The sequence below is a fragment of the Ornithinimicrobium ciconiae genome (assembly GCF_007197575.1).
Classification (GTDB): Bacteria; Actinomycetota; Actinomycetes; order Actinomycetales; family Dermatophilaceae; genus Ornithinicoccus; species Ornithinicoccus ciconiae.
This window is the reverse complement of the sequence record NZ_CP041616.1, coordinates 2,686,945-2,712,024: the sequence shown is the minus strand read 5'-3', so window position 1 is coordinate 2,712,024 and position 25,080 is coordinate 2,686,945. Positions and strand designations below refer to the sequence as shown.

General features: G+C 68.7%; 24 protein-coding genes. 10 read left to right on the top strand and 14 right to left on the bottom strand.

Annotation, left to right across the window (positions count from 1 at the left end; translation table 11 throughout):
- Positions 1-30 precede the first annotated feature (30 nt).
- From FNH13_RS12455 to FNH13_RS12410, 10 genes are all read right to left on the bottom strand, one after another.
- The gene (locus FNH13_RS12455; protein ID WP_143783710.1) at positions 31-1,317 is read right to left on the bottom strand and encodes a branched-chain amino acid ABC transporter permease; all 1,287 of its coding nucleotides are present in this window, start codon (positions 1,315-1,317) and stop codon (positions 31-33) included.
- On the bottom strand, positions 1,314-2,228 hold the full coding sequence (locus tag FNH13_RS12450; RefSeq protein ID WP_143783709.1) for a branched-chain amino acid ABC transporter permease: 915 nt from the start codon (positions 2,226-2,228) through the stop codon (positions 1,314-1,316). The genes FNH13_RS12455 and FNH13_RS12450 overlap by 4 nt, the downstream gene beginning before the upstream one ends.
- On the bottom strand, positions 2,228-4,096 hold the full coding sequence (locus FNH13_RS12445; RefSeq protein WP_143783708.1) for an AMP-dependent synthetase/ligase: 1,869 nt from the start codon (positions 4,094-4,096) through the stop codon (positions 2,228-2,230). Before FNH13_RS12445 ends, FNH13_RS12450 begins: the two co-directional genes overlap by 1 nt.
- Positions 4,093-4,899: an ABC transporter ATP-binding protein gene (locus FNH13_RS12440; RefSeq protein ID WP_228266384.1), complete on the bottom strand. Its 807-nt coding sequence runs from the start codon at positions 4,897-4,899 to the stop codon at positions 4,093-4,095. The genes FNH13_RS12445 and FNH13_RS12440 overlap by 4 nt, the downstream gene beginning before the upstream one ends.
- Positions 4,896-5,678: an ABC transporter ATP-binding protein gene (locus FNH13_RS12435; protein ID WP_143783706.1), complete on the bottom strand. Its 783-nt coding sequence runs from the start codon at positions 5,676-5,678 to the stop codon at positions 4,896-4,898. Before FNH13_RS12435 ends, FNH13_RS12440 begins: the two co-directional genes overlap by 4 nt.
- A gap of 152 nt (positions 5,679-5,830) precedes the next feature.
- Positions 5,831-6,226 carry a Fur family transcriptional regulator gene (locus FNH13_RS12430; RefSeq protein WP_143783705.1) on the bottom strand — a complete coding sequence of 132 codons (396 nt, stop codon included), beginning with the start codon at positions 6,224-6,226 and terminating at the stop codon, positions 5,831-5,833.
- A gap of 29 nt (positions 6,227-6,255) precedes the next feature.
- The gene (locus FNH13_RS12425) at positions 6,256-7,275 is read right to left on the bottom strand and encodes a metal ABC transporter permease (protein ID WP_143783704.1); all 1,020 of its coding nucleotides are present in this window, start codon (positions 7,273-7,275) and stop codon (positions 6,256-6,258) included.
- Complete coding sequence (locus FNH13_RS12420; protein WP_143783703.1) at positions 7,275-8,165, bottom strand: metal ABC transporter ATP-binding protein; 891 nt, start codon at positions 8,163-8,165, stop codon at positions 7,275-7,277. Before FNH13_RS12420 ends, FNH13_RS12425 begins: the two co-directional genes overlap by 1 nt.
- On the bottom strand, positions 8,162-9,253 hold the full coding sequence (locus FNH13_RS12415) for a metal ABC transporter substrate-binding protein (protein ID WP_143783702.1): 1,092 nt from the start codon (positions 9,251-9,253) through the stop codon (positions 8,162-8,164). Before FNH13_RS12415 ends, FNH13_RS12420 begins: the two co-directional genes overlap by 4 nt.
- A 42-nt stretch (positions 9,254-9,295) precedes the next feature.
- A complete protein-coding gene (locus FNH13_RS12410) occupies positions 9,296-9,655 on the bottom strand; it encodes a DUF6703 family protein (RefSeq protein WP_143783701.1) in 360 nt (119 codons plus the stop codon).
- A 39-nt stretch (positions 9,656-9,694) separates the two neighbouring features.
- On the opposite strand from FNH13_RS12410, the gene FNH13_RS12405 reads away from it, so the two are divergent.
- Complete coding sequence (locus FNH13_RS12405) at positions 9,695-11,098, top strand: glycine--tRNA ligase (protein WP_143783700.1); 1,404 nt, start codon at positions 9,695-9,697, stop codon at positions 11,096-11,098.
- A 6-nt stretch (positions 11,099-11,104) separates the two neighbouring features.
- Complete coding sequence (map, locus tag FNH13_RS12400; RefSeq protein ID WP_143783699.1) at positions 11,105-11,872, top strand: type I methionyl aminopeptidase; 768 nt, start codon at positions 11,105-11,107, stop codon at positions 11,870-11,872.
- 133 nt (positions 11,873-12,005) lie between these two features.
- Here the strand turns inward: map and FNH13_RS12395 are convergent, their stop codons facing one another.
- The 3 genes from FNH13_RS12395 to FNH13_RS12385 all read right to left on the bottom strand — a co-directional run bounded on the left by FNH13_RS12395 (position 12,006) and on the right by FNH13_RS12385 (position 15,128).
- Complete coding sequence (locus FNH13_RS12395) at positions 12,006-13,571, bottom strand: GMC family oxidoreductase (protein WP_143783698.1); 1,566 nt, start codon at positions 13,569-13,571, stop codon at positions 12,006-12,008.
- Between the two features lies 1 nt (position 13,572).
- Entirely contained in the window at positions 13,573-14,184 is a 612-nt protein-coding gene (locus FNH13_RS12390) for a hypothetical protein (protein WP_202878774.1), read from the bottom strand.
- 110 nt (positions 14,185-14,294) lie between these two features.
- The gene (locus FNH13_RS12385; RefSeq protein ID WP_143783697.1) at positions 14,295-15,128 is read right to left on the bottom strand and encodes an IclR family transcriptional regulator; all 834 of its coding nucleotides are present in this window, start codon (positions 15,126-15,128) and stop codon (positions 14,295-14,297) included.
- Positions 15,129-15,290: 162 nt separating this feature from the next.
- Here FNH13_RS12385 and FNH13_RS12380 point away from each other — a divergent pair, with 162 nt between their 5' ends.
- The 4 genes from FNH13_RS12380 (at position 15,291) to FNH13_RS12365 (ending at position 18,886) form a co-directional block, all read left to right on the top strand.
- Positions 15,291-15,611: a putative quinol monooxygenase gene (locus FNH13_RS12380; RefSeq protein ID WP_143783696.1), complete on the top strand. Its 321-nt coding sequence runs from the start codon at positions 15,291-15,293 to the stop codon at positions 15,609-15,611.
- A 163-nt stretch (positions 15,612-15,774) separates the two neighbouring features.
- A complete protein-coding gene (locus tag FNH13_RS12375; RefSeq protein ID WP_143783695.1) occupies positions 15,775-16,905 on the top strand; it encodes an LLM class flavin-dependent oxidoreductase in 1,131 nt (376 codons plus the stop codon).
- Complete coding sequence (locus tag FNH13_RS12370) at positions 16,905-17,576, top strand: CE1759 family FMN reductase (RefSeq protein WP_143783694.1); 672 nt, start codon at positions 16,905-16,907, stop codon at positions 17,574-17,576. The genes FNH13_RS12375 and FNH13_RS12370 overlap by 1 nt, the downstream gene beginning before the upstream one ends.
- Before the next feature lie 185 nt (positions 17,577-17,761).
- The gene (locus FNH13_RS12365) at positions 17,762-18,886 is read left to right on the top strand and encodes an NUDIX domain-containing protein (protein ID WP_228266383.1); all 1,125 of its coding nucleotides are present in this window, start codon (positions 17,762-17,764) and stop codon (positions 18,884-18,886) included.
- A 16-nt stretch (positions 18,887-18,902) separates the two neighbouring features.
- On the opposite strand, the gene FNH13_RS12360 is transcribed toward FNH13_RS12365, so the two are convergent.
- Positions 18,903-19,205: a type II toxin-antitoxin system PemK/MazF family toxin gene (locus tag FNH13_RS12360; RefSeq protein ID WP_143783693.1), complete on the bottom strand. Its 303-nt coding sequence runs from the start codon at positions 19,203-19,205 to the stop codon at positions 18,903-18,905.
- Between the two features lie 193 nt (positions 19,206-19,398).
- Here FNH13_RS12360 and FNH13_RS12355 point away from each other — a divergent pair, with 193 nt between their 5' ends.
- From FNH13_RS12355 to FNH13_RS12340, 4 genes are all read left to right on the top strand, one after another.
- Complete coding sequence (locus FNH13_RS12355) at positions 19,399-19,947, top strand: type 1 glutamine amidotransferase domain-containing protein (protein WP_143783692.1); 549 nt, start codon at positions 19,399-19,401, stop codon at positions 19,945-19,947.
- A gap of 99 nt (positions 19,948-20,046) precedes the next feature.
- Positions 20,047-21,279: a tRNA dihydrouridine synthase DusB gene (dusB, locus tag FNH13_RS12350; protein ID WP_143783691.1), complete on the top strand. Its 1,233-nt coding sequence runs from the start codon at positions 20,047-20,049 to the stop codon at positions 21,277-21,279.
- Positions 21,280-21,460: 181 nt separating this feature from the next.
- Complete coding sequence (locus tag FNH13_RS12345; protein WP_143783690.1) at positions 21,461-22,168, top strand: response regulator transcription factor; 708 nt, start codon at positions 21,461-21,463, stop codon at positions 22,166-22,168.
- A gap of 3 nt (positions 22,169-22,171) precedes the next feature.
- The gene (locus tag FNH13_RS12340) at positions 22,172-24,985 is read left to right on the top strand and encodes a DUF4153 domain-containing protein (RefSeq protein WP_143783689.1); all 2,814 of its coding nucleotides are present in this window, start codon (positions 22,172-22,174) and stop codon (positions 24,983-24,985) included.
- Positions 24,986-25,080 lie beyond the last annotated feature (95 nt).

Below are 25,080 nucleotides of genomic sequence, written 5' to 3'. Positions count from 1 at the left end.
CACTCCTTTGTGCGGGCGGTGATGGATGGGCTAATAGCTGAAGGGCCAGGTGGTGAAGTAGGTGCGGATCCGGTGCCAGAGGCCGAACAGCCCTCGGGGCTCGAGGATGAGGAAGACGACGATGAGGGCGCCGAAGAGGATCGACTCGAGCTGGAAGACCGTGATCAGCCCGCCGCTGCCGGTCGAGACGAAGGGCAACCAGGGGGCGAGCCACTCCAGGAGTCGGGGCAACAGCACGACGAAGGCGGCACCGATGAGCGTGCCGGTGATGGTGGCGACGCCGCCGATGACCACGATCGCCAGCAGGTTGATGGCCATCAGGATGTTCCACTGCTCGGGGGCGACGCGGCCGATCAGGATCGCGAACAGGCACCCGGCCACGCCGGCATAGGCGCTGGACAGCACGAAGGCCAGGGTCTTGGTCCGCAGCAGGTTGACACCCATCACCTCGGCGGCGATGTCGCGATCCCGCACCGCGGCGAAGGCGCGACCGGTGCGGGAGCGTGCCAGGTTGCGGGCCGCGAAGGCGAGCACCACCAGCACGCCCAGGCACAGCAGGTAGAGGGAGACCGCGGGCTCGATGAGCAGCGGCCCCACGGCATACGTGCGCTCGAGGTCGGTGCCGAACAGGACGGGGACCGCGCCGGCGCGGCCCACACCGGAGCCGCCCGTCACGGCTGCCCACTGTTTGAACAGCTGCTCGCCGAGCATGAGCAGGCCCAGGGTGAGCACGGCCAGATAGAGCCCGCGCACGCGGGTGGCCAGGGGGGCCACCACGAGCCCGACGATGCCGGGGATCACTGCGGACAGGACCAGGGCGATCGACAGGTCCAGCTCCCAGCCGACGACGATCGAGCCCGGGGTCCCGGAGACGACCGCGCCGGTGTAGGCGCCGAGTGCCATGAAGAAGGGGTGACCGAGCGAGATCTGCCCGGCATAGCCGGTGAGCAGGTTCAGCCCGATGCCGGCGATCGCCATCACCATCGCCACCGACAGCAGGTGGCTCAGGTCGCGCGTCAGCCAGAAGGGCAGCACCAGTGCGATCCCCAGGGCGGCCAGGGTCCACCAGCGCTTGGCAGCACTGTTGAGCAGGGCCGAGTCCTTGGCATAGCTGGTGTAGAGCCGCGGCCGTCCCCGGGCCGCGGTGCGGAGCGCCTGGCCGCGCTCGGGGCCGGAGAGCAACAACCGGGACTGTCCGGTCAGCCGCGAGGTGGCCGAGCGCGCCACGCTGGGCTCCGGGTCGCGGGCTGCGGCGTCGTCGTGACTGATGCTGCCCCGCACGGAGGTGCGGTGGCTGTCTGGGGTGGTCGACGTCATACCCGCTGCACCTCCTTGGTGCCGAACAGTCCGTAGGGTCGGATGAGCAGGACCAGGATCATCACCAGGTAGGGGGCGACGTTCTCGAAGTTGGGACCGAGCCACGGCGCGTGGACCGGCTGATAGGTGCGGGCCAGCGCGGAGACCAGACCGATGACCAGCCCGCCGACGACCGCTCCGCGGAGCGAGTCGATGCCGCCGAGGATCAGGGCGGGCAGCGCGACCAGGGCGAACAGGGCGTCATTGGCCTGCACCACCCCACCGTTGGCGGCCAGGAGGATGCCGCCGAGGGCGGCCAGTGCCCCGCCGAGGGCCCAGGACAGCGAGAACATCCGCCCGACGTTGATGCCCTGGGCCAGTGCAGCCTCCTGGTCCAGCGAGGTCGCCCGCATGGCCAGGCCGACCCGTGAGCGGCTGAGCCACAGGCCGAGGATCCCGAGCACGACGGCGACCACGACCATCTTGCCCGCGTGGTGCTGATACAGCGTGACGGTGCACAGCACCTCGCCCTTGACCAGGCACCACTGCTCCAGCTGCCAGGGGTCGCTGATGGTGCGGGCCCGGGCGGCGAACAGTCGGAACGCCACGATGAGCAGCACGATGAAGATGCCGACGGTGACCAGTGAGGTGGCGAAGACCGGTCGGCCGATCATCGGTCGGATGGCGACCCGCTCGATGCCCATCGAGATGACCGCGACGGCCAGCATCGCCAGGGCTGCGGCGATCCAGAACGGGACTCCCCGGTCCACCGCCAGCACCGAGGTGGCATAGGTGCCCAGGATGAGCAGACCGGGCTGGGCGAAGTTAAGCACGCCTGTCGCGCGGAAGATGATGACGAAGCTGACGGCGATCAGGGCATAGACGGCGCCGTCACCCAGACCAGCCAGCAGCGCGTTGGCGACGGTGCCCATCAGCCGCTCCGTCCCAGGTCGCCGCCGGCATGCTCGGAGGTGTTGGCATACATGTCGTCCACCAGGTGCGGAACCGTGGCGGCAAAGGCCGTGCGCTTGAGTTTCTGCGTCGCGGTGAGCTCGCCGTCCTCATGGTCGAGCTCCTTGTGCAGCATCCGGAACTTGCGCACCGACTCGACCCGGGCGACCTTGCCGTTGACCTCGTGGATGACACCGGAGATCAGGGCGATGGTCTCGGGCTTGGTCGCCAGGTCCTTGTAGGTCGTGTACTCGATCCGCTCCCGGGAGGCCCAGTCGGCCACGGTGTCGTACTCGATCCCCACCAGCGCCGTCAGGTAGGGACGCTGGTCGCCGATCACGACCGCCTCGCGGATGTAGGGGGAGGCCTTCATCGCGTTCTCAAGCTCGCTGGGGGAGATGTTCTTGCCTCCGGCGGTGATGATGATGTCCTTGATGCGGTCCACGATCTTGAGGTAGTCGCCGTCCACCCACTCGCCGACGTCGCCGGTGTGCAACCAGCCGTCGCTGTCGATCACGTCGGCGGTGGCCTCCGGCTTGCCCCAGTAGCCGACGAAGGTGCCGGGGTGACGCGTGAGCACCTCCTGCGTGTCCTCGTCGAGGACGAGCTCGATGTCTGGTTGCACCTGACCAACGGTGCCGAAGCGCACCCGGCCGGGATAGCTGCAGGTCGCGACCGCGGTGTTCTCGGTCATGCCGTAGGCCTCGTGGATGAGCACTCCCATGCTGAGGAAGAACTCCAGCACCTCGGGCGCGATCGGGGCCGCCCCCGAGAGTGCGTGGCGGACCTTGGCCAGACCGAGGTGACGGCGCACCTTGCGGTGCACGAGGAGCCAGGAGAGAAAGAACAGGATGCGGGAGAACACATTGGGCCGGCCATCGGCCAGGTGTTGGCGGGCCGCCCGGGTGCCCAGCGCGTTGCCGACCGCGAAGAGCTGGCGCTTGGCCCAGGAGGCGTTGGCCATCTTGATCGACACCGTGGCCTGGATCTTCTCCCAGATGCGGGGGACCGCGAACAGGACCGTGGGCTGGACCTCTGCCAGGTCGCTGACGACCGTGTCGATGGACTCGGCAAAGTGGACGAGGCTGCGGTTGCGCACCCCGCCCCAGGTGCTGATGGCCCGCTCCACGACGTGGGAGAGCGGGAGGTAGGACACGAGCACGTCGCTCTGTCGCAGACCCTGGTCACCGAACATTCCCGGTGCCCGGGCGAAGGTCGCGGCGCCGAAGTCGACATTGCGAGCGTTGAGCATGGCCCCCTTCGGGGGCCCGGTGGTGCCCGAGGTGTAGATGACGGTCACGAGGTCCTCGGGTGTGCGGCCCTCGTCGGCGCGGACCAGCACCTCCGGGTCCTGCTCGCGCAGCTCGCGGCCCCGGGTGATCAGGTCATCGATCGTGAGCAGCCGGTCGTGGGAGTAGTCGGCCAGGCCTCGGCTGTCGAGCGAGACCACCCACTCCAGGCTCTCCATCTCATCGATCACGGCCAGGGCCTTGTCCACCTGCTCCTGGTCCTCGGAGAAGAGGACCCGGGCACCGGAGTCGGTCAGCAGGTAGCGGACCTCGGCGACCGGGTTGGTGGGGTAGAAACCCACGCTCACGGCGCGCAGCATGACACTGGCCAGGTCGGCATACAGCCACTCCGGGCGGTTCTCGGACTGGATCGCGACCCGGTCGCCGACCCCCACGCCCAACGCGGCCAGCCCATAGGCAATCGCCTCGGTGTTGCTCAGGTAGTCGGCCCAGGTGATGTCCCGCCAGAGCCCGTAGCGCTTCTCCCGCAGGGCGACGGTGTCGGGAGTCTCGGCCGCAGCGTCACGCAACTGGCGGCTCAGGTGCTGGATCTCGCTCATCGCAGATCCTCCTGGGCAGACTCGAGGACCTCGTCGGTGGCGCCCCCGAGATAGGCCGCGATGACTGCGGGGTCGCGCTGGACCTCCTGCGGGGTGCCCAGCGCGATCCGCCGACCGAAGTCGATCACCATGACCCGGTCCGCCAGATCCATGACCAGGCGCATGTCGTGCTCGACCATGATCATCGCCAGGCCGAGCTCGGTGCGGATGTCGAGGATGAACCGGGCCATGTCCTCGGTCTCCTCGGCGTTCATGCCCGCCACCGGCTCGTCGAGCAGCAGCAGCTCGGGCTGCATCGCCAGTGCTCGGCCCAACTCGACGCGCTTCTTGATGCCGTAGGGCAGGATCCCGACCGGGTGGCGGCGCACGGCGGTGAGGTCCAGGAACTCGATGAGGTACTCGATCTCCAGGCGGGCGGCCCGCTCCTCCCGCCGCGTGCCAGGCAGCCAGGCCAGCGCCTGCCACCAGGGTGAGTGCATCAGGTGGTGCCGCCCCAGGAGCAGGTTCTCCAGCACCGAGAGGTTGTCGAACAGCTCGATGTTCTGGAAGGTCCGGGCGATGCCGCGGCCAGCGATCCGGTCGGGGCGCTGCCCGAGCACGGAGCTCCCGCGGAAGGTGATCTCGCCGGCCTGGGGACGATAGACCCCTGAGATGCAGTTGAACGTCGAGGTCTTGCCGGCGCCGTTGGGACCGATGATCGCGAACAGCTCGCCGGGGCGGACCTCGAAGCTGACGTCGTCCAGGGCGACATTGCCGCCGAACCGCAGCGTGATGCCCTCGGCCGTGAGCAGGGGAGTGGTCACGACAGCCACCTCTTGCGCCGCTTGTAGTGCTTCACGTCCCGCAGCGACGTGCCCTCGGCGCCGATGCCGAGGTAGAACTCCTGGATGTCTGCGTCCGCTCGCAGCTTCTCCGCAGCGGCGTCCATGACTGTGATGCCGTTCTCCATGACATAGCCGTGGTGGGCGATCGAGAGTGCCATGGCAGCGTTCTGCTCGATCAGCAGGATGCCAGTGCCAGCCGCGTTGATCTCCACGATGAGGTCGCGGATCCGTTCCACCATCTTGGGTGCCAGACCCAGGCTGGGTTCGTCCAGGAGCAGATATTCGGGGTCGGACATCATGGCGCGACCGATCGCCAGCATCTGCTGCTCGCCACCGGAGAGGTAGCCAGCGATCGTGCTGCGGCGGTCGGCCAGCACGGGGAACATGCCGTAGATGCGGTCGAACTTCTCCTCGAGGCCCTTGGCCGCAGCGGTGTGGCCGCCGACGCGCAGGTTCTCCTCCACGGTGAACTCGACAAAGACCCGCCGGCCCTCCATCACCTGGCCGACACCGGCACGGACCACCGAGGAGGCGCTGCGGGTGTCGAGCTTGCGCCCGTCGATGCTGACCTCGCCCTGGGTGATCTTGCCGCGGTGCACGTCGAGCAGACCGGTCATGGCCCGCAGCAAACTCGTCTTGCCTGCCCCGTTGGCTCCCAGGAGGGCCACGATGCGGTCCCGGCCCACGGACAGGCTGGCGCCGCGCACGGCGAGCATCACGTCCTCGTAGACCACCTCGAGGTTGTGCACAGCGAGCATCGTTGCTCCTTGGCTGCTCCGGCCGCAGGGGGTCGGCCAGGTGTGCTGAATCTAGTTGGCGCCCAGTGTCGTTCGGGGCCCTTCACCAGACTTGTTACTGAAACGTAATAGGCCTGGTGGTCCGGACAGGCGTCATGGGCTGTCGCGCGCTCCTAGAGAGCGGCGCAGTCGGCGCAGGTGCCGAACACCTCCAGCGTGTGGGCCACGTCGCTGAAGCCGTGGTCAGCAGCGACCTGATCTGTCCAACGCTCGACGGCCGGACCCTCGATCTCCACGGTGCGCCCGCAGTCTCGGCACACCAGGTGGTGGTGGTGGCCGGTGCTGCACATCCGATAAACAGCCTCGCCCTCGTCGGTGCGCAGCACGTCCACCTCACCGGACTCAGCCATGCCGGTGAGGGTGCGGTAGACCGTGGCCAGGCCCACGGTCTCACCTGCGTCGCGCAGCCGTGCGTGCAGATCTTGGGCGGAACTAAAGTCCTGGACGTCCGCCAGCGCGGCCGCCACAGCAGCCTGCTGCCGCGTCGGGCGGCGGCGGGTGGAAGTCATGGGGGTCACCTGCTCCTAGTCAAACTGGGTCACGGCCCAACGGGGTGGTCTACGTGGTCTCGTTCTGAGTGGTCTCGTTCTGAGTGGTCGGCGTGCTCGTCGTAGTGGCCGCCGTGCGGGGCATGGCGGTGGTCGCCGTGCAGGTAGTCGACATGGTCACCGTGCGGGATGGCCTCGTGGCCGCAGCCCGGGCCGTGCTCGTGCGGGTGCCGCTCGGCGATGCGGTGCCGGTGGGCGGTGGCCCAGGCCACGACGGACACCACTGCTGCGACGACCAGGAAGAGCGCGATCGCCAGGAGCACGATCGTCCCGCCGGCCGCGGTGTCGGCATAGAAGGAGACCACGACGCCACCCACCGAGGACAGCACTCCGAAGAGCACGGCCCACAGGGTGGCCGAGCGGAAGCTGCGGGCGACCTGCTGGGAGGCGGCGTTGGGCACGATCATCAGGGCGCTGATCAGCAGGAGTCCGACCACTCGCATCGAGACCACCACGGTCACGGCTGTCAGGACCGACAGGGTGATGTTCAGGGCCATCACCGGCAGTCCGCTGGCACGGGCATACTCCTCGTCGCCGGCGGCCAGGAACAGTCGCTGACGCAGCACGACCGTCACCGCGATGATCACGGCGGACAGGGCGGCGAAGACGACAAGGTCCCCGGTGGAGGTGGTGGTGATAGCGCCGAACAGATAGCTGGTCAGGTTGGAACTCTGGCCGCCATCGACCCGGTTGATGATGACCACGCCGGCCGCGATGCCGCCATAGAACATGACGGCGAGGGCGATGTCGCCACTGGCCCGGCCCCTGGCGCGGATCACCTCCACCGCGACACCGGCGAGCACGGCCGCGATGAGAGCGGTGACGATGGGCTGGCCGTCCAGGAAGACGCCGATCGCCACTCCGGCGAGGGCGACGTGGCCCAGCCCGTCACCGATCAGGGACAGCCGACGCTGGACCAGGAAGATGCCAACCAGTGGTGCGACCGCGCCGACCAGGAGGGCGGCGAGGAGCGCGTTGCGCATGAAGTCGTAGGACAGGATCTCGGGCATCACGTCTCGTTCCCCTCAACCGGCCCGTCCATCGGCCCGGTGCCACTGAGCAGCCCGTGCTCCTCGGGCTCCTCGTCGTGGTGGTGATCGTGGTAGCCGGGGTGCGTACCGTTCGTGTCGGGCTGTCCCAGCCCGGAGTCCGCGGCGCGGGACACGGCGGCGCGGTGCTCGGCATACTCCCGCGGTGTGCCGTCAAAGCTGATGTGGCCCGCATCCATCTCCACGATGCGATCGACGATGCCGCGCAACGCGGCCAGCTCGTGGGTGACCACGACCATGGTCACGCCCATCCCGGCCAGCCGACGCAGCACGGTCGCGAGCACGGCCTGGTTGGCGACGTCGACTCCTGCCGTTGGCTCGTCCATGATGAGCACGTCGGGTCGGGAGGCCAGGGCGCGCGCGATGAGGACCCGCCGCTGCTGGCCACCGGAGAGGGTGGCGACATCGGCCTCGAGACGGTCGGCGAGGCCCACCGTGTCGGCTGCCCTCGACACGAGCTCGCGGTCCTCGACCGTCGCCCTGCGCCACCAGGAGCGGCTGGCCAGCTGGCCCGTGCTGATCACCTCGCGGACCGTGGAGCGCACGGAGTTGGACAGGGTATGCCGTTGGGGCACGTAACCGAGTCGGCTGCGGTCGCTGAGATCCTCCAGCGTGGTGCCGAGGATCTCGACCGTGCCGCTGACGTGGTCGGTCAGTCCCAGCAACCCACGGACCGTCGTGGACTTGCCAGAGCCGTTGGGACCGAGGAGGGCGACCACCTCGCCCTGGCTGATCGTGACGTTGAGGCCGTCTGTGAAGGGCCGTCCGGCATAGCCAAAGGAGGCGTGGTCGAGGCGGATGGCCGGGATGGATCTGCTATCTCCGGCCTCGGGCAGGCGAGTCGTTGTCATGCGCACCCCTGGCCCTGGCGCAGAGAGGTGAGGTTGGCCCGCATCACCTCAAGGTAGTCGGCCCCGGGCGAGTCGGCGGTGATCCCCTCGATCGGATCGAGGACCAGCACCTCGGTCCCGGTCTCGGCGGCGATGACCTCGGCCAGGTCGCCACCGAGGGAGGACTCGGCATAGATCGCGGGGACGTTGAGTGCCGCGACCTCTCGCGTGATCTCCGCCATGCGGGCGGGGGAGGCCTCCGCGCCGGAGTAGATGCCGGTGATGCCGACCTGGTGCAGGCCATAGCGCTCTGCCAGATAACCGAAGGCCTCGTGCGTGGTGACCAGGGTGTCGTGCTCGCAGTCCGCGAGGGCGGTCATGAACTCCTGGTCCAGGTCCTGGAGCTCGGCCGAGAAGTCCGCTGCGTTGGCGCGGTAGGTCTCGGCATTGTCCGGGTCCAGCGCGGCCAGGTCCTCGGCGATCGCCTCGCTGACTGTGCTGTAGCGCTGTGGATCCAGCCAGAAATGGGGGTCGAGGGGCCCGTGGTCGTGCCCCTCGTGGCCGTCGGCACCCTCGTCCTCGTGGCTGTCGGCATCCTCGTGGTCGTGGCTGTCGGCGTGCTCGTCCCCGTGGTCGTGGCCCTCGTGAGGCTCGCCGTCTGCGTCCTCGTGGTGGTCGTGGCCCTCATGACTTTCGTGGTCGTGTCCGTCGGGACCGTCGGCCGGGTCATCGTCTCCGTGCTCCACGAGGTCGGCCACCGTTGCGGCATCGAGGCTGCGGTCCGCGGCCTGCGCGGCGACCGCTTCGTCCACCGCAGGCTGCATCCTGGCGGAGTAGACCACCAGGTCTGCCTCGCTGACCGACGCCAACTGACGCGGAGTCAGCTCCAGGTCATGGGCGTCCGCCCCGGGGCTGGCCAGGGTCTCGATGCTGACCCCCTCAGCTCCGCCGACCACTCGCTGGGTGGCGAACTGGAGCGGATAGAAGGCCGTGACCACGTGGAGTCGAACCTCCTCGCCGGATGGACCGCCACTGTCGCTGCTGCCACAGGAGGCCAGTGCTGTGGCGGCGATCAGGGGCGCGGTGAATGCGAGGGGGCGTCGCGTCATGACAATGATTCTCACTCAGAGTGAGAATCATTGTCAAATGGCTCAACGCGTGACGAACTGGGTGATGACGATCGCCAGGAGCAGCGTCAGCACGGCGATGCGCATGAGCCGCAGCGAGGAGGTCAGGTGGGGCCAGCTGAGATAGAGCAGCCACAGCAGGCCCAGCAGGGCCACAACGATCAGGCTGAGCCCGACGACTCCGGCGATCCGCACGCCGCCGTCGTCCACCAGGGGCCCGCCGATGAACGCGCCCACGAGGATGAGTGCCGCTACCGCCACCATCGGCAGCCACGTGGGCAACTTGGCGAGCTTGGCGAGAGCCGGCATACTCGCCCGCTCTATCGCGGCGCGGACTCCCGTGGACTGGTAGTGAGGGTCGGCGGAGTGGATCGGATTGGACACGGGTCCGAGCCTAACCGGCGGACGGCTTAAACTCGCCGCATGGCAGCCACCTCAACCGTCGATACCGTCGTCAGTCTCTGCAAGCGCCGTGGGTTCGTGTTCCCGTGCGGCGAGATCTATGGCGGCACCAGGTCGGCCTGGGACTACGGTCCACTCGGCGTGGCGCTCAAGGACAACATCAAGCGTCAGTGGTGGCGCTCGGTCGTCCAGGGTCGCGACGACGTGGTCGGCCTCGACTCCTCGATCATTCTGCCCAAGCAGACCTGGGTCGCCTCCGGCCACGTGGGCACGTTCTCCGACCCGCTGACCGAGTGCCAGTCCTGTCACAAGCGCTTCCGTGCGGACCACCTGCAGGAGGGTGTGGCCGACAAGGCCGCCAAGAAGGGCAAGGAGATCAATCCCGACGATGTCGACCTCGCCGAGGTCAACTGCCCCAACTGTGGCACCAAGGGCGCCTGGACCACTCCGCGCGAGTTCAACATGATGCTCAAGACCTACCTGGGTGTCATCGAGGACGAGACCGGTCTGCACTACCTGCGTCCGGAGACCGCCCAGGGCATCTTCATCAACTTCGCCAACGTGATGGGTGCCGCCCGCAAGAAGCCGCCGTTCGGCATCGCCCAGGCGGGCAAGAGCTTCCGCAACGAGATCACCCCCGGCAACTTCATCTTCCGCACCCGCGAGTTCGAGCAGATGGAGATGGAGTTCTTCGTCGAGCCGTCGACCGCGGCGGAGTGGCACGAGTACTGGATCGAGGAGCGCACCAACTGGTATGTCGACCTCGGCATCAACCGCGACAACCTGCGCCACTACGAGCACCCGAAGGAGAAGCTGTCGCACTACTCGGAGCGCACCGTCGACATCGAGTACCGCTTCAACTTCGCCGGCTCGGAGTGGGGCGAGCTCGAGGGCATCGCCAACCGCACCGACTTCGACCTCAAGACGCACAGCGAGCACTCCGGGGCGGACCTGACCTACTTCGACCAGACGACGGGGGAGCGCTACACGCCTTACGTCATCGAGCCGGCGGCCGGACTGGGCCGCTCCCTGATGACCTTCCTGGTCGACGCCTACCACGAGGACGAGGCACCCAACACGAAGGGCGGGGTGGACAAGCGCACCGTGCTGCGCCTCGACCCTCGGCTGGCGCCGATCAAGGCCGCGGTGCTCCCGCTCTCGCGCAATGCCGACCTGACGCCTAAGGCGCGTGACCTGGCGGCTCAGCTGCGCAAGCACTGGATGATCGACTTCGACGACGCGGGCGCGATCGGGCGCCGCTACCGCCGCCAGGACGAGATCGGCACGCCGTTCTGCCTGACGGTCGACTTCGATACCCTCGATGACAACGCCGTCACCATCCGAGAGCGGGACTCGATGAGCCAGGAGCGGGTCTCCCTGGACCAGGTCGAGGGCTACCTCGCGCAGCGGCTGATCGGCTGCTGAGGCGCGGTGATCGAGCACTTCACCCCGCGCGAGATCGAGGCGATGCGGCCCGCGGGCCGGTTCGTCGCGGACACGCTGGCCACCCTGCGGCAGGAGGTCGGTGTCGGCACCAACCTGCTCGAGATCGACGCCCGCGCAACCGAGCTCATCGCGCAGGCCGGGGCCACGAGCTGCTATGTCGACTATCACCCCAGCTTCGGTGCCATGCCCTTCGGCAAGGTGATCTGCACGTCCGTCAACGACGGTGCGCTGCACGGGCTGCCCCACGACTATGCGCTGCGCGATGGCGACCTGCTCAGCCTGGACTTCGCGGTCTCGATCGACGGCTGGGTGGCCGACTCGGCCGTCTCCTTCGTCGTGGGTCAGGCCCGGGAGGAGGACCAGCACCTCATCGCCACCACGGAGCGGGCGCTGGCGGCCGGCATTGCCGCGCTGCGACCCGGTGGTCGCCTGTTCGACGTCTCCGCCGCGATCGGGGAGGTATGCCGTGCCGCGGGCTACCGCGTCAACACCCAGTTCGGTGGTCACGGAGTGGGCCGCACCATGCACGGTGATCCGCACGTGCCCAATGACGGTCGGGCGGGCCGCGGGCTGAAGCTGGCGCCGGGGCTGGTCATCGCGATCGAGCCGTGGCTGATGACCGGCACCGACCAGATCTACACGGATGCCGACGGCTGGACGCTGCGGAGCCGGGACGGCTCACGCGCCGCCCACAGCGAGCACACCGTCGCGCTCACGGCGGACGGGCCGCTCGTGCTCACCGCTCGCGACTGATCCACCGCCCACGACTGGCCAGCACCTGCCCGGCGGGTGGCTGACGACGGATTGAGTGAACGGGTCGGTTGACGTGCGTTGGTTGACGGCAGCCGCGGACCGGCTCTCGTGCCCAGTCCGCGGCCGCCGTCGGTCAGAGGGCCCCGGTCTTGAGTTGCTCCACCAGGAACTCCGCCTGGCGGATCGCTAGGGCGACGATGGTCAGGGTGGGGTTGGCTGCTGCTCCCGTGGTGAACAGGGAGCCGTCGGAGACGAACAGGTTGGGCACATCGTGCGCGCGGCCCCACTTGTCTGTGACCCCGTCCTCAGGGCGCTCGCTCATCCGCGAGGTGCCCAGGTTGTGGGTCGAGGGATAGGGCGGCGTGTGGTGGGTGCCGAGCGCCCCGACCGCGCCATAGACGGAGTCCGCCGCCGCATAGGCGTGGGCGCGCATCGCGACGTCATTGGCGTGGTCGTCGAAGTGCACGTCCGGCACGGGCAGACCATGCCTGTCCTGGACGGTGGAGTTGAGGGTGACCCGGTTGGTCTCCTGGGGCATGTCCTCACCAACGATCCACAGGCCGGCGGTGCGGGCATAGGCGTCCATCAGTTCGGTGAACTCCTTGCCCCAGGCTCCCGGCTCGATGAAGCTGGCCAGGAAGGCCGGACCCAGGGAGATCATCTGCATGTAGTAGCCACCCACGAAGCCACGGGAGGGGTCGTGGCGGGCCTCATCGGCGATCAGACCGGACATCGTCTCGCCGCGATACATCCGCACGTCCTTCTCAAACCGTGCATAGACACTGCCAGTGGTGTGCCGCATGTAGTTGCGCCCGACCTGGCCTGAGGAGTTGGCCAGGCCGTCGGGGAACAGCGAGGAGGCGCTCATCAGCAGCAACCGGGGAGTCTCGATGGAGTTACCCGCGACGCAGACGACCTTGGCGGACTGCTTGTGCAGGTTGCCCTCGGCGTCCAGATAGATGACGGCATCGACGTGGCCGTCCTTGCCATGGGTGATCTGCACGGCCTGGCTCTGCGCGCGCAGGTCCATCAGGCCGGTCTCCTCGGCGCGCGGGAGCTCACGGACCAGGGTGGACCACTTTGACCCCTGCTTGTCGCCCTGGAAGTTGAACCCGTCCTGCACGGTGGCCGGCCGCCCGTCATACGGCTCCGCATTGGTCGCGTAGGGACCGGTCGCGTAATGCTTGTAGCCGACCTTCTCGGCACCAGCGGCCAGAACCTTGTAGTTGTTGTTGGCCGGCAGCGGCGGGCGACCGTGCCGGTGGGTGGAGCCCATCGACTGCTCGGCCTTGTCATAGTAGGGCGCGAGCTCCTCGAGGGTGATCGGCCAGTTCAGCAGGTTCGCACCCTCGACCCGGCCGTAGGTCGAGCGGGCGCGGAACTCGTGGGCCTTGAAGCGCGGGGTCGCACCGGACCAGTGCGTGGTCGTGCCGCCGACGGCCTTGACGATCCAGGCCGGCAGGTTCGGAAAATCGGTCGCGATGCGCCAACTGCCGGAGGTGGTGCGCGGGTCCAACCAGGCCATCTGGTTGAACGCCTCCCACTCCAAGTTCATGTAGTCCTCGTTGCGCAGGTAGGGACCCGCCTCAAGTACCACGACGGGAACCCCGGCCTTGGTCAACTCATAGGCCAGGGTGCCGCCACCCGCGCCCGACCCGATGATGACAACGCTTGCCTCGTCGTGGCTGATCTGTGCCATGTCAGTTGTCCTCCGTCAGGTTCTGGTCAGCGGTCATCGGAGCCACGCCGGGGTGGGAGGCCTGCGCCGCCGTGCCGGTGGGCTGGTCCTCGCCCGGTGCCGCGCGGGAGGCCGTCGGCAGGTCGGAGACGATCTCGACGAACTCCTCACCGCTCTCCTCCACGCGTGGGTCGGGCAACCAGTCCAGGTCGTTGAAGCCGCGGTCGACGTAGCCGCCCTTGTCAAAGGAGGGGCCTTCATAGCCCAGGACCTCCCAGACCGCCTCGTCCTCATACATATTGAGGATCGTGGTGCGGCGGATGAAGCCAAAGAAGTCGGTGTGCTCGACGTGCTTGAGGACCTTGGTGGCGGCCCCGTCGTCGAGGCTGAGGAAGGAGCCGCCGGCGAGGTCGTTGAGTGTGGCCAGGCCCTGGGTCAGTTTGATCCGGAACCAGGTCGACTCGTTGGCCAGCTCGAAGATCTGATCGGCCTGCCGTTCATATGGCCCGGCGGGGAACCCCTCATGGGGAAAGGCCACCTGCAGGATCCGGATGAGGATCTGGCGGGCCGTATCCGTGAACTCCATCTCGTTGAGCTGCGGATACTTCGCCGGGTACTTCTCGGGATATCCCACATCTGCCTCCTTGCAGCGACTCACCTGGTGTGAGCCACGGTAGGGAGCGCGCCGTCGCGGCGATAGGGGTGCTTCTCACTGCGTGAGAAGGGGTATGCCGTGCGCTCGCCTCAGGAGTTCCGGTTGCCCAGGCGATAGATGCGTCCGGCACGGGAGGCGGTGGCGCGCAGCCGGTGCTCGATGTGCCGCTGTTGTCCGGCATACCAGCCGACTGGCGCCGAGACGGCGACCGAGCCGATGAGCAGACCATCGTCGGCGCGGATCGGCACCGCGGCACAGGTCGTGCCGACCTGGAACTCCTCGTGCTCCCAGGCGATGCCGTCCTCGGCGATCTGCGCCAGCGCCGACTCCAGGCCCGGCTGGTCGGTGATCGTGGCGGGGGTCAGCCGGTGCAGCTGGTGCGGCTCGAGATAATGATGCCGCTGCTCGGGGGTGTACTCGCTGAGGCCGAGCTTGCCGAAAGCCGTCGCATGCGGGGTCTCGTGGAAGCCGAACTCCATGGGCTCCAGGCGTGGGCAGGCGGGTGAGTCGGCCACGAAGACCACCACGAAGTCCGCGCCCCGGTGGATCGCCAGGTAGGCCGCCATCTTGGTGTCGGTGTGCAACCGTGCGATCTCCGCCTTGAGCTCCCGCGGGACGCCCAGATCATCGTGCAGCCGGGCGCCGAGGGTGTGCAGCTTGTAGCCGAGGGCGAACCGCTTCTCCTCGCGCAGATGGATCAGATAGCCAACCTGGACCAGCTCCTGGGCGATCCGATAGACGCTGGGCAGCGGGATGCCGGTCGCGTCGGCAAGGTCACGGGCGCTCGCCCCACCTGCCTGCGCCACGTGCTCCAGGACGGTGACGGCGCGCTGGATGAGGCTCGCGCGCTGCTCGCCCTCCGCTGTGTCCTGGCTCGACCCCGCGGTGAGGGGCGGCAGGGAGATCTGGTGCGCGTCCGACATATGGCCATCTTGGCAGTGGTCCCCGCCCTCGGGGCGGTCCCGTCTCACGCCGCCTTCTCACTGAGTGAAAAATCGACCCGTGTTCGGGTGCGCGATCGCCTGTGGTGGGCTTGGATGCGAGGACCGCCCCTGAGCGAGTCGCCCTGAAACGAAAGGACCCTCATGTATTTCATCGTCGTCAAGTTCCCCGTCAAGCCGGAGTATGCCGAGCAGTGGCCGGAGATCGTCCGGGCCTACACCGAGGCAACCGAGGCCGAGCCGGGCAACAAGTGGTTCGAGTGGTCCCGCAGCCTGAAGGACCCGAACGAGTATGTCCTCGTCGAGGCCTTCGAGGATGACGGTGCCGGCCCGCACGTGCAGTCCGAACACTTCGCACAGATGCGGCAGGACTTCCCGCAGTACCTCACGGCCACCCCCAAGATCGTCTCGCGTCAGGTAGAGGGCGATGGCTGGGACGAGATGGGTGAGCTGCAGGTCGGTTGACCGCGGACGCGAGAGCGCCTCGGGAGCCTGTGGCCCGCGGTGTCCCCACGGGACACCGCGGGGTTCCATGACGGGGAATGTATTCGGATGACCCCCTGTTGAGGAGATTGAGCAGTCAATCAAACGCCGGCGACACGGGTCGGCCCGAGGGAAGGTAACACCGATGCAGTTCGGCATCTTCAGCGTCAGCGACATCACGACTGACCCGACGACCGGCAGGACCCCGACCGACGCCGAGCGGATCCAGGACATGGTCCGGATCGCCCTCAAGACCGAAGAGGTCGGCCTGGACGTCTTCGCCACCGGCGAGCACCACAACCCGCCCTTCTTCGCGTCCTCCCCGACGACCTTCCTGGGCTATATCGCCGCGCAGACCACGACCTTGCAGCTGTCCACCGCGACCACGCTGATCACCACCAACGACCCGGTGAAGATCGCTGAGGACTACGCGATGCTGCAACACCTCTCCGGTGGCCGCGTCGACCTGATGATGGGCCGCGGCAACACCGGGCCGGTCTACCCCTGGTTCGGTCAGGACATCCGCAACGGCATCGCCCTGGCGGTCGAGAACTATCACCTGCTGCGTCGCCTGTGGCGTGAGGAGGTCGTGGACTGGGAGGGCAAGTTCCGCACCCCGCTCCAGGGCTTCACTGCCACCCCTCGCCCCCTCGATGGTGTCGCACCGTTCGTCTGGCACGGCTCCATCCGCTCGCCGGAGATCGCCGAGCAGGCGGCGTACTACGGCGACGGCTTCTTCCACAACAACATCTTCTGGACGATGGACCACACCGCCCGGATGGTCGACCTCTACCGCCGCCGCTACGAGCACTACGGCCACGGGCGCGCGGACCAGGCGATCGTCGGACTGGGCGGACAGGTCTTCATGGCCAAGAACAGCCAGGACGCCATCAAGGCGTTCCGTCCCTACTTCGACGTCGCTCCCGTCTACGGCCACGGCCCGAGCCTGGAGGAGTTCACCCGGGCCACCCCGCTGACCGTGGGCAGCCCGCAGCAGGTCATCGAGCGCACGCTCGGCTTTGCCGACGCCGTCGGCGATTACCAGCGACAGATGTTCCTGATGGACCACGCTGGTCTGCCGATCGACGTCGTCCTGGAGCAGATCGAGATCCTCGGGTCCGAGGTCGTCCCCGTGCTCCGCAAGGAGTTCGAGGCTCGCCGCCCCGCCGGCGTCCCGTCCGACCCGCCCACCCACGCCAGCCTCATCGCGGCTGGCGATGACCACGCGAACGCCGCGATGGGCCCGCGCGGCCGTGTCGAGGCAGGGAGCAACTGATGGCTCGCAAGCTCGTCGTCATCTCGGCTGGCCTGAGCGTGCCGTCCTCCACGCGGATGCTGGCCGACCGGATCAGTGGATCCGTGCAGCGTGAGGTCACGGCCCGGGGCGAGAGTCTGGAGGTCGAGGTCGTCGAGCTGCGCGGCCTGGCCCGCGAGATCGCCGACCACCTCGTCTCGGGGATGCCGCCGTCCGCGCTGCGACAGGCCCTCGCCGCGGTGTCCTCGGCCGACGCGGTGGTCGCCGTGACCCCGGTGTTCACCGCCTCCTACTCGGGACTGTTTAAGTCGTTCGTCGACCTGCTCGACAACGACGCGCTGACCGGCAAGCCGGTGCTCATCGCAGCGACCGCGGGCACCCCGCGCCACTCCCTGGTCCTCGACCATGCCCTGCGTCCGCTGTTCACCTACCTGCGCGCGGTTGTTGTGCCCACGGGCGTCTTCGCGGCGACGGAGGACTTCGGTGGTCAGGGTGGCGGCCGGGACGGCGAGGATGGCCTGGACCGTCGTGTTGCCCGCGCGGCCAGCGAGCTGGGAGCGCTCCTCGTGGCGACCTCCGGCTCGGTCCCTGGGTTCACCGCCCCCGCGGTCGACGAGGTCGGCAAGGTCGACCGCATCTCGGAGGACTCCCTGACGCCCTTCGAGCAGATGCTCGGCAGCCAGTTGCGCTGAGCCGAGCTGGCGCCCGGTCAACCCGGCTACCCGAGCAAGCCCGGCTACCCGAGCAACCCCGGCCAACCCCGGCTAACCCCGAGCGACCCCGGCCAACCGGTCCACGTGCATGGATCCTTCACACGATTTCCGCAAAACAGTGTGAAGGATCCATCACGTGCACGCTTGCCTGGGAGGATGTCCCGGTGGAGTTCGACACCAGGGTGGGCTGCTATGCGTGGATCGAGCGGGACGGGCACGTCCTCGTGGCTCACTGGTCCGGCTACACCCGGCAGCGCGATGCGCGGCACATCCGTCCGTGCTGGACACTGCCCGGCGGAGGGCTGGAGCCGCACGAGTCGTGCGAGCAGGCTGCCGTCCGGGAGGTCGCGGAGGAGAGTGGGTATGCCGTCCGCCTCACCGGACTGCTCGGGACCGGCACGTCGGTCGTCCCCACCGCCGACCGCGCCAACGAGAGCGAGCGGCCCATGCTGCTGGTGCAACTCGTCTACACCGCGGAGATCACCAGCGGGCAGCTCATGGTCGAACAGGACGGGTCCACGGACGACATCCGCTGGGTGCCGCTGGAGGAACTGGCCGGCCTGCCCTGCGCCGGGGTGATCGACCTCGCGCTCGAGCTGCAGCAACGGGATCGCCGCGACGGCCCAGTGGTGGACGACGCACCCGTTGACGAGGATGCGGTGGACCGCATCGTCGCTGCTGCCCGTGCCGCACACGCCACGGCCCAGGACTCCCACGCCACGGCCCAGGAGTCCCATGCCACGGCTCAGGACCTTCACGCCACGCGCGGGTCAGCGGGCCACGGTCTCACCGCTCACGGCGCGCAGACCGGCCCCACCATCATCGCGATCGACGGTCCCAGCGGTTCGGGCAAGACGACCCTCGCCGAGGCCGTGGCCACCGATCTAGCCTGCCCACTGCTGCACATGGACGACTTCTATCCCGGCTGGGACGGCCTTGCCGCCGCCGTCGATCTGGTGACCGACCAGGTGCTGGAGCCGCTTGCGCGAGGTGAGCGCGCGACATACCGAGTCTGGGACTGGATCCAGGGCGACTGGGGGCGGACCGCCGTGGTGCCAGCCACCGACCTGCTGGTGATCGAGGGCTGTGGCTCCAGCGTGGGGCGTGCGGGGGAGTATGCCGCGGTGCGGGTCTGGGTGGACGCCGATGAGCACGTGCGTCACCAGCGGGGCATCGAGCGCGACGGCGACACCTTTGCCCCGCACTGGGACCGGTGGGCGGCACAGGAGTGCGCCCTGTTCGGCCCCGACCGGACCGCAGAGAGGGCCGACCTCACGGTGCGGACGTAGTTGAGCGTGGTCCGGGTTACCAGTTCAGGCCACAGGCATGGAAGACGGCCGCTGCGAGGGCTGGCTCCTGGTGCTCTCGGAGCACGCCTATCTGCGGTCCCAGATCGTCCAGAGAGATGGTGTAGATCGTGTCGAGGTTGACCACTGAGTCCCGATCTAGACCGTTGGCCGGCCCCACGGGTAGCTCCACCGACAGGCCTCGGCGTGTGGAGGTGATGGCCGCCACCGTGACGGAGGACCTGGCCGTTCTCACCTCCGCTCGGGTGAGCACAAGAGCGGGCCGGACCTTGTCCAGGTGGACGGCGTGGATCGGTCTCATGAACCGAGCCCGGGATAGGTGCGACGTTCCTGCATCCACGAGTTGAGGGCGTCGAGGTCGGGATCGGGTTCACCGGACCGATAGATCTCCGCGTCCTGTTCGTAGAGGCGGAGGTTGCGTTCCCGATGGCTGGAGTCTCTCAGACGACCTACGGTAGGAAGTGACCCGACAACCCCGACCAGAAGGAGAGATCATGGCTGCGCTCGACGGCAAGAAGGTCGCATTCCTGCTCACGAACGGCTACGAGGACAGCGAGTTAACCTCGCCGTGGGAAGCGGTGACCGAAGCGGGCGCCGAGGCGACCCTGGTGTCGCCGGAGTCCGGCACGCTGACCGGCAAGAAGGGCCACGAGGCCAGCGTCGACCAGGCTGTCACAGATGCTGACGCCGGCCAGTTTGACGCCCTGATGCTGCCCGGCGGCGTCGTCAACGGCGACAAACTGCGGATGGACGAGGACGCGGTGGCCTTCACCAAGGCGTTCTTCGAGGCAGGCAAGCCGGTGGGCGTCATCTGCCACGGCGGCTGGATCCTCACCGACGCGGACGTGGTCCGCGGACGCACGCTCACGTCATACCCGAGTCTGAAGACGGACCTGCGCAACGCCGGTGCCGAGTGGGTGGACGAGGAGGTCGTTGTCGACCAGGGGCTGGTCAGCAGCCGCACCCCGGACGACCTGCCCGCGTTCAATGCCAAGCTCGTCGAGGAGATCGGCGAGGGACGGCACCAGGGCCAGACCGCCTGATCAGACCCACGTGGAGACGCCCCGGGCCCCCTGGTGCCGGGGCGTCTCTCTGCGCGGATTCCGGCTCACCCGGGCATCGGTGGGACAATCGGTGCCGACATGACTGCGACCGCGACCCCGACCCTGCCCGAGACCGCTGCCCCCACCGCGGGCGAGAGGGTGCTGCCGCCCCTGCAGATCGGGCGCCACACGATCGACTCACCGGTCGTGCTGGCGCCGATGGCCGGCATCACCAACCGGGCCTTCCGCAGGCTGTGCCGCGAGGCAGGGGCGGCCGGTCAGCCGACCAGCGGCGCGACCTCCCTCTATGTCAGCGAGATGATCACCTCCCGGGCGCTCGTTGAGCGCACCCCGGTTTCGATGAAGCTCATCGAGCACGACCCCGATGAGCAGCCTCGCTCCATCCAGCTCTATGGCGTCGACCCGGCCACCGTCGGCCGCGCGGTCGACATGCTGGTCTCCGAGGACCGCACCGACCACATCGACCTCAACTTCGGCTGCCCGGTGCCCAAGGTCACCCGCAAGGGGGGCGGCGCGGCACTGCCGTGGAAGACCGAGCTGTTCCGTGGTGTCGTCTCCGCCGCGGTGCGGGCCGCCAGCCCGTATGACGTGCCCGTCACCGTGAAGATGAGGGTCGGTATCGACGCCGACCACATCACCTTCCTCGAGGCCGGACGGATCGCCGAGGGCGAGGGTGCCGCGGCCGTCGCGCTGCACGCGCGCACGGCGAGCCAGGCCTACTCCGGCCAGGCTGACTGGTCGCGCATCGCCGAGCTCAAGGCGGCGGTCACCTCGGTGCCGGTGCTGGGCAATGGCGACATCTGGTCGGCCGAGGACGCACTGCGCATGGTCGAGGAAACTGGCTGCGACGGGGTCGTGGTCGGACGTGGCTGCCTGGGCCGTCCGTGGTTGTTCGCCGACCTGGCTGCGGCCTTCGCCGGCTCGGACCTGCGCATCACCCCGACCCTCGGCGAGGTGAGCGCCACCCTGCGCCGGCACGCGGAGTACCTCGTCGACTTCCACCAGGATGAGGGCAAGGGTTGCCGCGACATCCGCAAGCACATCGCCTGGTACTTCAAGGGCTTCCCGGTCGGTGGCGCCTTCCGCAACAAGCTCGCCCTGGTGGACTCCCTCGCGGCGCTTGACGACCTGATCGGCGGGCTCGACGGCAGTATGCCGTGGCCCGGCGACGCAGCCGAGGGACAGCGGGGCCGGGCCGGGTCCTCGCGCGTGGTGGCGCTGCCCGATGGTTGGCTGCAGTCGCAGGATCTCAACCAGGTGCAGCGCGAGACCGTGGCGCGGGCGGAGGGCACCGTCACCGACGGCGGATAGGTCATCGAGCGCAAGAGCACGCGCTCAGTGCCCCTGCGACGCCACGCGTTCGCTCGAGCCCTGCGACGCCACGCGTGCGCTCGACCCCTGGGACGCAGCGCGGCGTGCACAGTGGGATCTTCACAACTTCTGCACACGTCCTGCCCCTGCTGAGCAGGTCCTGCCTCTTACGCTCGGAGTCATGACCGAGAGCACTCCCCGCGGAGGGACCGCCGAGCACACGCTGCTCGTCGTCGAGGACGACCCGACCATCAACCAGGCGCTCAGCGACCGGTTGACCGCCGAAGGGTTCAGGGTCGTCCGGGCCGTCGACGGGCCCGGTGCGGTCGCAGCCTTCACCGAGCACCGCCCCGACCTGGTGCTGCTGGACGTGATGCTGCCGGGCTACGACGGCCTCGAGGTCTGCCGCAGGATCCAAGCTGAGCGGCCAGTGCCCGTCATGATGCTGACCGCCCGCGTCGAAGAGACCGATGTCCTGGTCGGCCTGGGCGTCGGCGCCGACGACTACGTCACCAAGCCCTTCCGGATGCGCGAGGTCGTGGCCCGCGTGCGCGCACTGCTGCGCCGCGTCGAGCGTGCGGCCGAGTTGGCCAACACGCCCGAGGCCTTGGTGAGCGTGGGTGACCTGCACCTGGACCGCGGTGCGCGCCGGGTGCGGGTCGGCTCCGACGAGGTGCACCTGACACCCCTGGAGTTCGACCTGCTCGCAGCGCTGGCGGTCGAGCCCGGAGCCGTGCGGAGTCGCGAGGAGCTGATGTCCGGGGTCTGGGGCTGGGCAGACGCCCGCGGCACCCGCACCCTGGACAGCCACGTCAAGTCGCTGCGGGCCAAGATCGGTGCGGAGCGGGTCCGGACGGTGCACGGCGTCGGCTACGCCCTGGAGGTCTGAGGGATGGCAGGCACGTCCCAGGGCGAGGCACCGAACGGCGGCACCGTGAGCGGGAACCATCGACGCGACGCAGTCAGGGGTGACCGCCCACTCGATGCGGTCGGGAGTGACCGCCCGCTCGACGCCGTCGGGTCCATCAAGGTCAAGATCGGACTGCTCGTCGCGCTCAGCATCCTGGCGGCGGCACTGGTCCTCCAGGTGGGAAACAGGTCCGGGGTGCCCGCGTGGCTGACCCTCCCGGTCACCGTCGCGGCGGCGCTGGGCGTGACCCAGTGGCTGGCCCGGGGGATGACCGCGCCTCTGCGTGAGATGACATCGGCCGCCGGTCGTATGGCGCGGGGAGACTATCGCTCCCGCGTCACCGCCACCTCGGCGGACGAGGTCGGACAGCTGGGGCGTGCCTTCAACACCATGGCGGAGGATCTCGCCACGGCGGATCAGCAGCGGCGCCAGCTCGTCGCGACGGTCTCCCACGAGTTGCGGACCCCGCTCGCCGGGCAGCGCGCTCTGCTGGAAAACCTCGTTGACGGGGTCGTGACACCCGACGACGACGCACTGCAGTCGGCGCTCGCGCAGTCCGAGCGGCTCAGCGGACTGGTCGAGGACCTACTGGACGTCAGTCGTGTCGACGGGGCAGGGGTGCGGCTGCACCTGGAGACGGTCTCCGTCGCTGATCTGCTGCGCAGCGCCGTCGAGGAGTCAGATGTCGGGGGGAGGCCGGTCCGCTATGAGGTGTCGGTGGTCCCACCACGACTGGAGGTCCGCGCCGACGAGGCTCGGCTGCACCAGGTCGTGGCCAACCTGCTCGACAACGCCTCGCGGCACAGCCCGATCGATGGCGTGATCAGTGTCCGCGCCGTCGCTCATCCGGTTGAGGAGAGCTGGTCGCTCGAGGTCGCCGACAGCGGGCCAGGCATCCCGCCGGAGCGCGCGTCGTCGCTGTTCACGCGGTTTGGCACGGCCGACTCCGCCGGAGGCGGCACCGGCCTCGGACTGGCGATCGCCAACTGGGTCTGTGAGCTCCACGGCGGCACCATCGCCGCCGTGCCACCGCCCGAGGGTCAGACAGGTGCCCTGATCAGGGCCGTGCTGCCCTGTGACCCGCAGCCCGCGCCTCGGTCCACCACTCCACGCCCAACCACCGCCCGCGCCGACCAGAAGGAATCCACCATGACCCCGACCCCTGCTTCGGCGACCCCTGCTTCGGCGACCCCTGCTTCGGCGACCCCTGCTTCGGCGACCGCTCCTTCGGCGACCGCTCCTTCGGCGGCCCCTGCTTGGGCGGCCCCGTCTTCGTCGGCCACCGGGGGGCCGGGCGGCGTGCCAGGTGACGCCTCGACGACGTCAGTTATCGCTGCGATGTTCGGCAGCTTCTGGCCGGAGCGGGCCACCCTGCGCACGGCTCCGGTTGCGCTGTTCGGCTCCCTCGCGGTGGGGCTGCTGGGGGCGCTCATCCTGCCCGACCGGCTGTTCGGGATCAGCACCTTCCTCGTGCTCGCCGCCGCCGGCGCGCTCGTCCTCCGCATGTCTGTCCACCGCTCCCGGCCCTGGGCGATCGCCTCGGCCGCACTCTGCCTGGGCCTTGGCGCCTTGGTCTTCCTCCGGGCGGCAGAGTGGCTGAGCGTGCTGGCGATCCTGGCCGCGGGCGTGCTGGTGACGACCGCAGTCACCGACGCCAGGCGGCCCTTGGCGATGCTCGCTGGCGGTGTCGCCTGGGTGCTCAGCGGTCTGCGCGGCCTGCCGCTCCTCGGCCGCACGCTGACTGCCACGAGCCGGCACCACGTGCTGTGGCCAGCGTTACGGACAGCCGCGATCTCCCTGGTCCTGCTCGTCGTCTTTGTCGGACTCTTCGCCTCCGGCGACGCACTCTTCGGCAGTTGGGTGTCCGGCATACTCCCCAACATCCAGATCGCTGACACCCTCGTGCTGCGCGCGTTCACCTGGTTCATGGTCGCTGGGCTCGTGCTCGCGGCCTGCTATCTGGCGCTGAACCCACCGCGTGTCGAAGCTGTCTCGCTCGGCGATGCCCGTCCGGTCGCTCGCCCGTGGGAGTGGCAGGTGCCCGTCGGGGTCGTGATCGCCGTCTTCACCGCCTTCCTGATCGCCCAGGCGACGGCGATGTGGGGTGGTCATGACTACCTGCAGGAGGCGACCGGCCTCACCTACGCCGAGTATGTCCACCAGGGCTTCGGCCAGCTGGTCGTCGCGACCCTGCTCACGCTCGTCACCATCGCCGTCGCCGTGCGCAAGGCCCCGCGTGAGACTCGAGGCGAACGGCAGGTGCTGCGCCTCCTGCTCGGGATTCTCTGTGGGCTGACGCTGATCGTGGTTGGCTCAGCGCTCTACCGGATGTCGCTCTATCAGGAGGCCTACGGCTACACCGTCCTGCGGGTGCTGGTCGACGCCTTCGAACTCTGGCTCGGGCTGCTCGTCGTCCTGGTCCTGGTCGCGGGTATCCGCCTCTCGGGTTGGTGGCTCCCGCGGGCGGCCCTGCTCTCCGGCGCTGCGTTCCTGCTGGTCATCGGACTGGCCAACCCGGAGGCGTGGGTCGCGGGACAGAACATTGAGCGCTACGAGACGACCGGCAAGCTCGATCTGGACTATCTCGCCTCCCTCGGCGTCGACGCTGCCCCCACGATCGCCGACGGACTGCCGGAGGACCTGAGCCGCTGCATCCTGGGGGACGCTGACTCTGCACTCGGTGATGATCTCCTGGAGTGGAACCTGGGCCGGGCGCGGGCCGCGGCGCTCACCACGGGTGCCAGCGCCGCACCTCCGGTGGGTCAGCCTGGGTGTCCACGCACGATCGGGGAGTGAAGGAGCAGGTCCTGGCGCGGAAGGTGCTCAGCAGTGCCGACATGGTGGTGACCCCGCTGTCCGCGTGAGTGTGGATAGCCACTGTCCGAGGCGGC